Origin of the sequence: uncultured Gimesia sp. (assembly GCF_963972345.1) — a bacterium.
Classification (GTDB): domain Bacteria; phylum Planctomycetota; class Planctomycetia; order Planctomycetales; family Planctomycetaceae; genus Gimesia.
This window is the reverse complement of the sequence record NZ_CAXAVM010000201.1, coordinates 1-12,354: the sequence shown is the minus strand read 5'-3', so window position 1 is coordinate 12,354 and position 12,354 is coordinate 1. Positions and strand designations below refer to the sequence as shown.

General features: G+C 53.2%; 11 protein-coding genes. 5 read left to right on the top strand and 6 right to left on the bottom strand.

Going from position 1 to position 12,354, the window contains the following annotated elements:
* The 6 genes from AACZ40_RS24035 to floA form a co-directional block, all read right to left on the bottom strand.
* Positions 1-473 (bottom strand): SDR family NAD(P)-dependent oxidoreductase (locus AACZ40_RS24035; RefSeq protein ID WP_339676141.1); only part of this gene is annotated, 473 nt, incomplete at its 3' end.
* Positions 474-564: 91 nt separating this feature from the next.
* Positions 565-1,464 carry an RNA polymerase sigma factor gene (locus AACZ40_RS24030; RefSeq protein WP_291173863.1) on the bottom strand — a complete coding sequence of 300 codons (900 nt, stop codon included), beginning with the start codon at positions 1,462-1,464 and terminating at the stop codon, positions 565-567.
* Between the two features lie 1,309 nt (positions 1,465-2,773).
* Positions 2,774-4,477 (bottom strand): alginate export family protein, encoded by a 1,704-nt coding sequence (locus tag AACZ40_RS24025; RefSeq protein WP_291173860.1) that lies wholly within the window; start codon positions 4,475-4,477, stop codon positions 2,774-2,776.
* 326 nt (positions 4,478-4,803) lie between these two features.
* On the bottom strand, positions 4,804-5,850 hold the full coding sequence (locus AACZ40_RS24020; protein ID WP_291173857.1) for a 3-oxoacyl-ACP synthase III: 1,047 nt from the start codon (positions 5,848-5,850) through the stop codon (positions 4,804-4,806).
* Between the two features lie 142 nt (positions 5,851-5,992).
* On the bottom strand, positions 5,993-6,202 hold the full coding sequence (locus tag AACZ40_RS24015) for a hypothetical protein (protein WP_145223580.1): 210 nt from the start codon (positions 6,200-6,202) through the stop codon (positions 5,993-5,995).
* Positions 6,203-6,463: 261 nt separating this feature from the next.
* A complete protein-coding gene (floA, locus tag AACZ40_RS24010; RefSeq protein ID WP_291173851.1) occupies positions 6,464-7,408 on the bottom strand; it encodes a flotillin-like protein FloA in 945 nt (314 codons plus the stop codon).
* A 299-nt stretch (positions 7,409-7,707) separates the two neighbouring features.
* Between floA and AACZ40_RS24005 the strand changes: the two genes are divergently transcribed.
* From AACZ40_RS24005 to AACZ40_RS23985, 5 genes are all read left to right on the top strand, one after another.
* Entirely contained in the window at positions 7,708-8,187 is a 480-nt protein-coding gene (locus AACZ40_RS24005) for a RidA family protein (protein WP_291173848.1), read from the top strand.
* A gap of 188 nt (positions 8,188-8,375) precedes the next feature.
* Complete coding sequence (locus AACZ40_RS24000) at positions 8,376-9,623, top strand: FAD-dependent oxidoreductase (RefSeq protein WP_291173845.1); 1,248 nt, start codon at positions 8,376-8,378, stop codon at positions 9,621-9,623.
* A gap of 24 nt (positions 9,624-9,647) precedes the next feature.
* Entirely contained in the window at positions 9,648-10,424 is a 777-nt protein-coding gene (locus AACZ40_RS23995; RefSeq protein WP_291173842.1) for an aldo/keto reductase, read from the top strand.
* Between the two features lie 223 nt (positions 10,425-10,647).
* Positions 10,648-11,394 carry a (Fe-S)-binding protein gene (locus AACZ40_RS23990; protein ID WP_291173839.1) on the top strand — a complete coding sequence of 249 codons (747 nt, stop codon included), beginning with the start codon at positions 10,648-10,650 and terminating at the stop codon, positions 11,392-11,394.
* 1 nt (position 11,395) lies between these two features.
* A partial coding sequence (locus tag AACZ40_RS23985) for an LUD domain-containing protein (protein ID WP_339676137.1) occupies positions 11,396-12,354 on the top strand: 959 nt, incomplete at its 3' end.

The window sequence follows — 12,354 nt, the reverse complement described above, 5'->3', positions numbered from 1 at the left end:
CTGGCGGAATAGATCGAATAACCGGGTGGACACATCTTGGAAGCGCCGGAGCCAATGTTAATGATTGTGCCCCCTTCAGAACCAAAGTACTGCAGCGATTCGCGGATGACTAACAGAGGACCAAGCACGTTGATATTGAATTCACGATGAAATTCTTCTTCAGTCAGCTCCTCTATTGGTGTCTCTCGATACACGCCGGCATTGTTTACCAGGATGTCGAGTCGGCCAAAGGTTGAATCGACGTCGGTGAATAAACGTGCCACATCTGCTGCATTCGAAACATCTCCCTGCACAGCAACAGCTTGCCCGTTCTCCTGTTTGATTTGTTTTACCAGGGCTTCGGCACGCTCCCCATCGGTCGCATAATTAACAACCACGGCTGCTCCTGCGACAGCCAGTTCTCTGGCGATCCCCGCGCCGATTCCCTTGGAGGCCCCCGTTACAAGTGCCACTTTTTTGTCTAGCTTTGACATCGTATCTCCTTCTCGTGTTATTGAAAGTGATTGAGCCCTGCTCTAATCCTTAGACACATTGAGGAGACCAGTGTGACAGTCACCGCTTGAATTAGTTCAAACGTAACGCAGCGCGAATGCGCGGTTGCTCCAGTAGCTGTTGCAGCCAGTCGATTTGACTGGAAGGTTGCAGAAAGGGATGCGTGCGAAACAGGGCTGCATATTGCTGCTCCGTAGCGTCGTCCATTTTGCGAATGGTGTCGGAGGCAACTTCACTGATGCGCTGAACGTGTATTGGAACAAACAGTAAATGCTCGGGGTCGACGTGCCCCTCTCTGATGAAGCCCCTGGTTTTTTTCGGGCAGCGACATGGATTCCTTTCATTCACCAGACCACACTGATTCTGCATAAACTGATATAAATCGGTGCGGGCCCGTGACAGGCACTGCCGAAAATTGTCTGCTGACATTTCCAAGATTTCACTTCCCACTTTATCACTGGCTCCGAAGATTTCACCCAGAGTGAAAATCAGTCGTTGCCTGCGATCCAGACAGAGCAACATTCCGGTCGTACATGCAACTTTGGCTTCTTCAATGAGCAATGGAACATCCACGGGAACGGTCCTGGGATCTGGCAGATCCAGATCCGGAATGTTGTTAATTGCAGCAGCATAACTGGAAAATGTTTGCGGCTGAGATTCTCCTCCCCGTCGTTTCATGTTCAGAACGTGATTGACCGTGATGCGATAGAGCCAGGTGCGGAACTGACTGGTCCCCTGAAATGTACTCAGTCGTGTGATGGCTTTGAGAAGGACTTCCTGCGTGACTTCTTCCGCATCGTGCGGATGAAATACCATCCGTACCGCGATGTTATAAATCCAGGCTTGATGCCGGAGAACCAGCTTTTCGAGCGCACTGCGATCACCGTTTTGGGCTTGATGGACCAGTTCGATATCCTGCTTGTCGTCGTAGGCGATTTCTGTAAAAGGATTGTGCATCAGGGGTTTCGGCATTTCGAGTCTCATTGATTTTATTGAACCATGGGGTATTCTCTCCCTTTGACACATTCCGGTACAGACTGTGACAGTCAGGCCAGTAATTTTTTGCAGAAACTCTTAAACGCATACTTCTCCGCTATCGCTTTTAGCAAACGCAAACTCAAGGGGTTGGCTGGGCTTTCAGCCATTCGACGCTGAGATCGGCTCGGATATGCATCCGGTATCACCCTTTTCCCTGGAATGGGTCGGTTACTCAAAACACTGTCGGGCAAGCCGACAGATGGCACCCGGGGGCTGGAATTTCGTTCGTTATTCCTTATTTGAAGGTCTTATTGTGATTGTTTTTTGAACCACGAAAAGCACTAACCCGCACGAAAGAATCGGGTTGGTGAATTGTATCAACCTGGGGTGGTCGAGAATGCAATTCGGGATTGTCGAAGACAACAGGAAACTGTCAGTGAAAGTATTCGAACGATTGTTGAGTTTCCAACCCGCTTGCCGTAGGGGCGGTCCCATGTGTCCGCTCGCCTGGGGAAAATCGAACTGGTTTTAAACTCGGAACGGGACCAGGAAAACCGTTCGCAACCCGGCAAAACAAAGTATGTCGAGACCGCGGGCGAACACATGGGTTCGCCCCTACGGGGTTGGTTTTCTGTTGCTGGTTTGATCGCTGGCACTGACAGTTTCCTGCTCGCTGCGCTCGTACCGGATTGCATCCAGTACCACCCTTTTTCTCTCATTTCTTGTGCGGATCACCTGATATTCAGCTGGTCGTGGTGGTGCGTTTCCTTAGGATGATCTGGGTGCCGGTGCGCGGGCTCTGATCGTGTGCTGGCGGGTGGTACGGGTACATGGTTCGGGATGAGAGTCGGTCGTGTTTCTTATGTTTCAAAATGCTTTTTGTGACTTCTGGTTTCTGTTGGTGGGGATGATGGATTGCATTCTGAGTGCGTCTGATCTTCGCGAAGGGCGTGGGGCTGTCAAGAGGGGTCAGCAGAAAACGGGGTGGCGATACGGGTTGACAGGGGACCGATGTGCGGCGGTGCTGAGGCGGTGCCGGGACGAAGCTTTGCGATGTGTGGCGACCCGCAGGCATACATCGGGAACTGGTGCTGTTGCAGGCAGTGAATATCTGGAAAAAATGCCCGGTTTTCGCGTGAACCTCCGGAAGTGGTTCGCGCTGTTTCAGTGCACTGTAAACTGGTCACGCGCGCGACCCAAAAGAGCGCTTATCGCTGTTGGCGCGCGGCGGTCAAGTTCAATTTGTGCGGGAATGCCGATAGAGCAGTGCCCGGATGACTGCTGCTCTTTCATCTTCCGACGACTAGAAGCGGAGCGTTGTCTGCACGTAGAACTGGTTCGCGGTGTTGCGGGGGGGAATGTTGGTGCCGACAAAATCGCCGTACCAGAACCAGGAGTAACCGGCCTGGATGTTGAAGTTGGGATTGAAGGTATAGGTTCCGATCAGGTCGAGTTCCTGTCCGATGTCGCGGCTGCCGCCGAGCGTTCCTGTGGGGGCGCCTGCGACGTTGTAGAGATAGTCGTTGGTGGTGGCTTTTTCGAACCAGTGGAAAGCCGCGACCAGGCCCACTTTTTTGGTCGGCTTGGCGTTCAGCTGCAGACTCCAGTCATACAGGTTCTGGCCGGACAGGTTGTCGATGATCCCCCAGTAAGCGTGCCCCAGCGGGTAGAGTGTGTTGAAGGTATTGTTCGTGCTGCCGTTCGGGTTGTGGTTACCGGAACCGTAATAGAACAGACCACTCAGGCGTGGAGACCAGGGAACCGTGGTCCAGGTATGACCCAGAACCGATGTGAAGAAGCCGGCGGAAACGCGTTTGCCGTCATCGTTTCCGAACTGGTAAGCACCTTCGGTTTCGAGGTCCCAGATACGGGTGACTTTGCAGCCATCGTCCTGAATTTCCCTGGTGGTTTTGAAGCGACCGCCGGCGGTGTGACGCGAACCATCGGGGCGGTTGGGAGTATTGGTTTCATCGCGCAACCAGAGGTAATACAGGTCGAGCAGTTCAGGACCGCCGTCCGACAGAATCGTGGCGTAAATCCCGCTGAAGGTGACCGAGGTATCGGGTTTGTCTGTGCCACTATCGTATCGGGTCAGCGGTTGATTTCCGCCGCCCGTATTCACGGGGTTGGTGATGAAGGCGTCGAAGTGTACGGTTTCGGTATGATGAAAATATTTAAAGCCTTCAAAGTTCCGTCGGGTATTCGACCAGTCGAGTGGCGAAATCAGATGCTGCGAGCCATACAGCATTTCCTGCCGACCGTATCGGAACCAGCCGGGTGCGCCGTTCCATTCGTGCAGTTTGACATCAACGAAGGCGTTCTGGACATTCCAGCGATTGACATCGATGGGCGTGGGGGGCAGATCGTTATCGAAGATCGAACCATCAAGGCCTTCGAAGTAGACGCGGGCGTAATCGCTAAGCTGCAGATCGAAGTACTGACGCCAGCGCCAGAGGTTGTAATCGGTATTGACGGGTCCGCCTGGTCGCAGGCGATTCTGTTCGTGCATCCAGCGATGACGCAATTCGCCACCAACGGAAAGCGTGTAAGGCGAGCAGTCATCGCCGAGCGGCATTTCCTTGAAGCGTTCTCCCAGCAGGTAAGGATGATCGGGATTGCTGAGGTAGCTGCCGAAGGTGTTATCATAGAACAGTGGTTTGTACGGGTTGGACGGCGGTGGATTCGGCGTGGGATCGTCGAAAATGATTTCGTCTTCGGACTCTTCGGTATTCGGCGGAATAAAGGATTCATCCGCGGGTTCTTCAGCAGCCTGGAAGACAGCGGCAACAGGTGTCAGCTCTGGTTCGATGTCATCATACTCGGACTGGGCTGCCGGTGCGGGTGGCACAACAGAGGGCAGGCTTTCTGCGCGGAGATGCGCCCCGGTCAGAGCGGATGAAGCGACGAGACTCAACGATAAAATCACGCGAAGACGCATGGGGCATTCCTTGCTGTTACTTGTCTGGCGATAGTAAGCCTGATCCCATTCGTCTGTTCGCGAAAACAAATGAGGAATTTCTGACTGGTCGGCGCGGCATCCTGTTCCCTGATGATCGCGCGGATAGGGTCTCCCTGCTTAGAATCGGTCTGCCGGGTGTAATCGGCTTATTCCATTCAGTCAGATTTGCAGTAATAAACAGCACTTAGAAACGATTCGGGGGTAACTTTGTTAGAACCTGCCTATCCAATAAAGCAGACACAACCGTCATAAACTCTCAATCCTGAAGACAGACCCGGCTTTGACCTGAGCGATTATGCCAGCCAGCTAAGTTGACGAAAGATTAACTGCTGATCTAGAGAGATTTTGATGCAGCGGACCAGACGAATCGCTGATTACCACTGGACACCCAGCATGAGCGAATTGAGCCCGCTGCCGATGCCGAGTAAGGCGATGCGATCGTGCTCGTGAAGGATCTGATTTTCGATGCCGAGCGCCCAGGCCATGGGGAGTGCCGCGGCGCCGGTGTTGCCCAGGGTTTCGACGGTGGGATAGTCGAGGCTGGTATCGAGACCGAGTTTTTCGAGCAGGAGTTTGCGATGTGCTTTGCCGACCTGGTGTGTGAAGACGCGGTTGACGTCTTCGTTCTTCCAGCCGAGCGTGGTTTTGGTCTGTTCCCAGGTGGGGATGGCCAGGTTCACGCCGGCGACGAGCAGGGATTCGGAATCGGTCTGCATGCGAGGGCGGTGATCGCCGTGTTTTTGTGCTTCGACTCCGCCGGCGCAGAGTTCGTGGCTGGAGGTCTCGGTCTGAAAATTACCGCCGAGCAGACGATGTCCGGTCTGGCTGAGTCTTTTGTCGCAGAGGAGAATCGCCGCGGAGCCGCTGCCGATGGTCAGGGAAGCAAAGTCGTTTTTGATGGATTTGCGGGTTAAGGTGCCGTCGTGAAGCAGGTCGTGAATGGTGCCTTCCACGAGGTCGCGTCCGACTTCGGTTCCGACAACGATTCCGGCCTGGATCTGTCCCATTTCAATCATGTTGGCGATGAAGACCATTCCGTTGAGCAGTCCCAGGCAGGCATTGCTGATGTCGAGCACCAGAGCGGAGTTGGGCAGTTGAGCGGCATGATGGACGCCACTGGCGGTTGCCGGTTCGAGTTGATCGCGACAGACGGAGCCATGAATCAGGGCACCGATGTATTTGCGGTCGAGTCGAGACTGGTCCAGAAGCTTGTTGACGGTCTGGGCGCTGATGGTACCGGGGAGCGTACCGGGATCGAAGAAGCGGCGTTCCTGAATGCCGGTCATCAGTTCCAGTCGGCCTGCGGGCAGACCGAGTCGATCGTACACGGGTGCAAGCTGCGCTTCGATCTCGTCGGAAGTGACGATGTGGGGCGGCAGGGTACAGCAGACAGCTTCGACGCAAACATGCTCATAACGCATAAGCGGTATTAAATTCCCATTTCCAACAGGCTGATTAAACAGACGACATGACCGGGCACAGGAGTCGGAATCTCTGCGCGCAGAAAGAACGTCCTATTGAATTGGATCTGGGAACGAAACTCAACCTAAGCGCTGAAAAATATCAGACCTGAGCAGCACTTTGTCTGCGGGGAGAAGAATTCAGAGCATCAACCAGGGTTGAAATCTCATCCAGCTTCTCTGTGCGAGTCCGGACATACTCGGGAGTCGGTTCTTCGACTCGCAATTTTTCCGCACTGCGTACATAACGCAAGCCTGACAACAGGAGGTCCAGTTGTTTTTCCGTAATATTTATTGTTGCGATATCAGTCATAGGTAAACGAAAACTCTCTCGAGGTGATCCGGAGAATTCAGTCCACAACAACCTCCTGCTGCTGTTACTGACATAATATTAGTCAATCACCAACCCAAATTTCAACCAGTAATTACAAAAACACATCCTGTCTGGCATTTTCTTATCATCGACGCATCAGAGAAGATTGCTTTGAAAGCATTTCCCGGGCTGTTGAATCCCTTACAGCCGGACTGATTGAATCGATCGATACGTTTGAATTACACTAAACACACATACAGACTAAATGGCTCTCAAATTGCCTTCCTGGAAGGAATCGGCCATGGCGAGCGGAATTTCGGCTTCGGCGAGTACCACCTTGGCCTGATTTTCCTGTGTCGTGGCGATCATTTCCTGTTCGGAGGCAACCGCTTCGGCCCGTCTTTCTTCTGCGAGGGCCTGAGCGATACGCATATCCGCTTCGGCCTGATCGACGCGGAGACGTGCCCCGATGTTCTCGCCAACATCAATATCAGCGATATCGATGGAGACGATGGAAAACGACGTTTGTGAATCCAGGCCACGATCCAGCACATTGCGGGCAATGACGGAAGGATTCGCCAGAACTTCTTTATGGCTTTCGCAGGAACCGATGGCGGAGACAATTCCTTCGCCGACACGGGCGATAATGGTCTCTTCGGTGGCTCCCCCGACGAGCTGACTTAAATTGGTTCGTACGGTCACACGGGCACGCGCCTTGAGTTGTATCCCATCCTTCGCCACGCCGTCCAGTGTGGGCCGACCACTTTTCTTGGGATCGGGGCAATCGATGACTTTGGGATCCACGCTGGTTTCGACGGCGGAGATGATGTTTCGACCTGCCAGGTCGATGGCGGATGCGGTATCCCAGTCCAGATCAATGCGGGCCCGGTGGGCGACAATCAGGGCATGAACGACGCGATGTACATTCCCCCCCGCCAGATAATGGGCTTCAAACGCCTGGGTGGGAATATCCGTCAGCCCGGCCTGGACTGCCATGATTTTGGTATCGACAATCACAGACGGCTTTACTTTTCGCAGAGACATGAAGACCAGCGCGAGAGGACCAATTTTGGCACGCGAACTGAAGGCTTGTATCCACAATTTGAAATAGCGGGCGAACAACGCCAGAAAGACGATGAGCAGTAATATCCCGATTCCGCCGATGGCAAATGCTACAACTGGCCAGAGATCTTCCATTGTCTGCATAACTCCCTTGTAAGTACTTGTTTCTGAGACAGCTGTCTCTCAAATATCATAACTGCCTGCAGGTCAAAACAAAAAGCAATTTTCAGCAGCTTTTTGCATTTTTCGCATTAGTTCACTCCAGAAAACGAAAACCGGCTTGAATTGGATCATTCTGTTTTTGAAATCAGACTGGTTCCTTCGATTGGAAATCCTATTTCGGGTCTTTATTCTGGTTTAAATAAAGCATGATTTCAAATGCCGCCGTTAATGGGACAGCGGACGAGCGAATAAAACGGACTTCAGCAAAGCAGGAAAAACTCATGAGCATCGAAGCCAAGATTGAAGAACTGAACCTGGAACTTCCCACCGCACCCAAGCCGGGTGGCATTTATAATCCCGTCGTCCAGGTGGATGATATGCTGTATGTTTCCGGACATGGGCCGATTAAACTGGACGGCACGATGCACACCGGCCGTGTGGGCGACGACCTGACCGAAGAACAGGGCGTCGAAGCAGCGCGGGCCGTGGCTTTGACCATGCTGGCGACTTTGAAACAGTACCTCGGCGATTTAAATCGGATTGATCGATTTGTCAAAGTGCTGGGCATGGTGAATGCCGCTCCCGATTTCAAACGGCATCCCCAGGTCATCAACGGCTTCAGTGATCTGATCGTGCAGGTCTTCGGCGAGAATGGTCGCGCTGCCCGCAGTGCTGTCGGCATGGGCTCTCTGCCTGGAAATATCACCGTCGAAGTCGAAGCGATTGTCATGCTCAAAAAACAGGAACAGACCGTCCTGTAAGAGTTTCCTCATTCGCGAATGAGACGGCCGGCAGGTGCTTTTTCCCGAAATCTGACATTATGAACAGTTCAATCGGGCTGATTCATCTTTTCGGATTGGAGCAGACATAGTAAAAACCACCATCTCTATGGTTTTGCGCTATCTGACCAGGGAAATGGTACCTGCTGTATTGAGAAAGGATTCTCGGTGTGCCAAACGTTGATGTGATCATATTTGGAGGTGGTATTGCCGGGCTGTGGACCATGCACGAAGCCAGTCGACGGGGATACAGGTGCCTGCTGCTGGAAGCATTTGCCCTGGGCAGCGGGCAGACCGTCGCCTCACAGGGAATCATTCACGGCGGTTTGAAATATACTTTACAGGGCATGATGACCGGCTCTGCCCGCCGCATCCGTGAAATGCCCTCCATCTGGCGAAAATCGCTGGCCGGCGAACAGCTGCCCGATTTATCCCAGACGGAGATTCGCTCGAACAACTGTTACCTGTGGCGAACCGAATCACTGTCTTCCCGTCTGGGAATGTTTGGCGCCAAAATGGGGCTGCAGGTGGTACCCAAAAATCTCACCCCCGATGAAGTGCCCGATCTCCTCTCTGGCTGCCCGGGTTCGATTGGACAGATGGACGAACAGGTGATTTCGCCTTACAGTCTGATCCAGAATCTGGCGGACGCATTTCCGGACCAGATTTTTCAATACGATCCCAAAAGCCTGAAATTCATCCATGATCCGAGTGGAAAACTGACCGCTGTTCAAATTCAAGCCCCGGATGGAACTCCCACCACCATTCAAACTGCAGCAGTCTTACTGACCGCCGGGAGTGGTAACGAAACACTTTTGAAGCTGGCACATCCGGACTCTACCGTTCAACAACAAAACCGGATGCAGAAACGACCGCTGCATATGGCCCTGGTCCGAGGCACGCTGCCTCCGTTTAACGGGCATTGTGTGGATGGCGCAAAAACCAGAGTGACCATCACATCAGACATTGATTGCCAGGGCCGCACGGTCTGGCAGATTGGTGGCCAGGTGGCAGAGACCGGTGTGACGATGAATCGTCGTGAGCTGATTGAACATGCTGTCCGCGAGTTGTCGGCCTCGATACCCGGGCTGGAACTGAATGGTCTGGAATGGAATTCTTACACAGTCGATCGAGCCGAAGGAGCTACAAAAACGGGACATCGCCCGGAAACGCCACAGATCCTGCAGGCAGGAAATCTGTTGACGGCGTGGCCCACCAAGCTGGCACTGGCGCCGCAACTGGCGGAAGACGTGTGTGAGCGTTTGTCTGAAATTCCTGTGGTCCCGACTTCGGTCGATGATTCCTGGAAGTCAGAGCTGGCACAATTCTCTCGCCCGCAGGTGGCACTACCTCCCTGGGAGACAGCAGTCGACTGGGTGAGACTTGATGAACCGTTTAGTCAAGGAGAGGCTGCCTGAACTCTGTCGGGTGGAATTTCAAACATGCAATATCGTCCTTTAGGAAAGACCGGTTTTTCCGTGAGCGCACTGGGTTTTGGTGCTTTCAAAATTGGTCGCAACGAGCAGATTAAATACAGCCAGTCGTACGATCTTCCGGATGACGCTACTACAGATCGTCTGCTGAATTCCGTACTGGACCTGGGGATCAACCATATTGATACCGCGCCCGCCTATGGCATCAGTGAAGCGCGCATCGGCCAGTTCCTGGCTCACCGGCGCAGCGAATTTCTGCTCTCGACAAAAATCGGGGAGACGTTCGAAAACGGTGCCTCGACCTATGACTTCTCCCGCATGAGTCTGAAGGCGAGCCTCGAACGCAGTCTGAGTCGACTGCAGACCGATGTACTGGATGTCGTGCTGATCCACTCGAATCAGTGTGAAGCAGAGATCTTGAACCACAGTGATGCCATCGAAACCCTGCAGGCAGCGAAACAGGCGGGACAGATTCGCTGGATCGGGCTGTCGGCTAAAACGCTCTCGGGCGCGAAGTCGGCTCTCGACTGGGCGGATGTGCTGATGCTGGAGTATCATCTGCAGGACCGCAGCCTGGAAGCAGTTTTAACTCAAGCCGCACAAGCTGGTACAGGGGTCTTCGTGAAGAAGGGGCTTGCCTCGGGACAGCTCTCACCCGCCGATGCGATTCCGTTTGTGCTTCGCAACCCGGGTGTCAGTAATCTGGTGGTCGGCGGTTTGAATCTTCAGCATCTTCAGACCAACTGGCAGACCGCCTGCGAGACTTCGATCGCGTCTGCCGCTTAAGACGCGAGCTGTCTCGGAATTCTTCCCGGGACGATGTTTATTGTAAGAAACATAAGTATTTCCTGCGCGGCGTGACGCGTCTGAAAAGCATGTTTTCACAGTGTACATCCCCTTTTCCACAGTGCCTGTCGGCTTGGCATTCGAGGTGGTTCGGACTATAAAGGAGTAAAGCATCATCAAAGTTTATTACGATCTATTCTGAACCTCTTTTGAGTCCCGCACTATGGCGCCCAAAGTCGGCTTGTTTATTCCGTGTTATATTGATCAACTGTACCCGCAGGTAGGCATTGCCACCCTGAAGATTCTGGAACATTTCGGTGTGGATGTCGAATATCCGGAAAGCCAGACCTGCTGTGGGCAGCCGATGGCCAATACCGGCTGCACGAATGAAGTAGGGCCTCTCGCAAAACGCTTCGTGGACATTTTCAAAGGCTATGATGCGGTCGTCTGTCCTTCCGGCAGTTGTGTGTCGATGGTCAAGCATCACTATGCTGAATACTTCTCGGACAATGCCGAGTATGAAGAACTCAAAGCAAAAACATATGAGTTCTGCGATTACCTGACCAACATCCTGGAAGTCAAAACTCTGTCGGGACGATTTCCCCATAAAGTCGGTCTGCACCAGAGTTGTCATGGACTGCGAGAACTGCGACTGGCCAGTTCGAGCGAAATCATGGGCCCCCCTTTTGGAAACGTGCGTGAGTTGCTGGAGAGCATTGAGGGAGTCGAACTCTCTCAACTGCAGCGGCCCGATGAATGTTGTGGCTTTGGTGGTACCTTTGCGGTTTCGGAAGAAGCGGTCTCCTGCATGATGGGCGAAGATCGCGTACACGATCACGAACAGGCGGGCACCGAAGTTTTGACAGCCTTGGATATGTCCTGCCTGATGCACCTGGATGGAATCATCCGCCGCCAGAAAAAACCGATTCGAGTCATGCATATCTCTGAAATTTTAGTTGAGTGTTTGTAAGATGCCTTCACATCCAAAATTAGCTGCGGAATTCGTAAAGAACAAAGACCGTGCGCACTGGCACGATGAATCGCTATGGTTCGTCCGTTCCAAACGCGACAAGGCGGCCCGGCAGATTCCGGAATGGGAACTGCTCCGCGAACAGGCTTCAAAGATCAAAATGCATACGATTTCGCATCTGCCTGATCTGCTGGAAGAATTTGAGCGAAACGCAACAGCACGCGGAGTCCAGGTGCACTGGGCCCGCAACGCTACCGAACATAATGAGATCGTGCACGGGCTGTTAAAAAAGCATGATGTCACACGCGTCGTGAAGAGCAAATCCATGCTCACGGAAGAATGTCATCTCAATCCCTACCTGGAACGCCACGGGATTGAAATCATTGATACCGACCTGGGTGAGCGGATTGTGCAGATGCAGAATATGCCCCCCAGTCACATCGTGATGCCCGCCATTCATATGAAGAAGGAAGAGATCGGCGAACTGTTCCACGAGCAGCTGGGAACAGAGAAAGGGGCCACCGATCCCCAGTATCTGGCCGAAGCAGCCCGCCAGCATTTACGCCAGAAATTTATCGAAGCAGAAGCCGGGATCACGGGTGTCAATTTCGCGATCGCGGAAACCGGCGGCTTTGTGGTCTGTACGAATGAAGGCAACGCCGATCTGGGAACGTCGTTAAACAAGCTGCACATCGCCTGTATGGGGATTGAGAAGCTGATTCCCCGCGCGGGCGATTTGAGTGTCTTCCTGCGACTGCTGGCCCGTTCGGCAACAGGTCAGCCGATCACCACGTATTCCTCTCACTTTCATGGTCCGGCTCCCGGGGCAGAAATGCATATCGTGTTGCTGGATAACGGTCGCAGTGAAATTTCCGGCAGCGATGAATTTCGGCGTTCTTTAAACTGCATTCGCTGTGCCGCCTGTATGAATACCTGCCCCGTGTATCGCCGGAGTGGCGG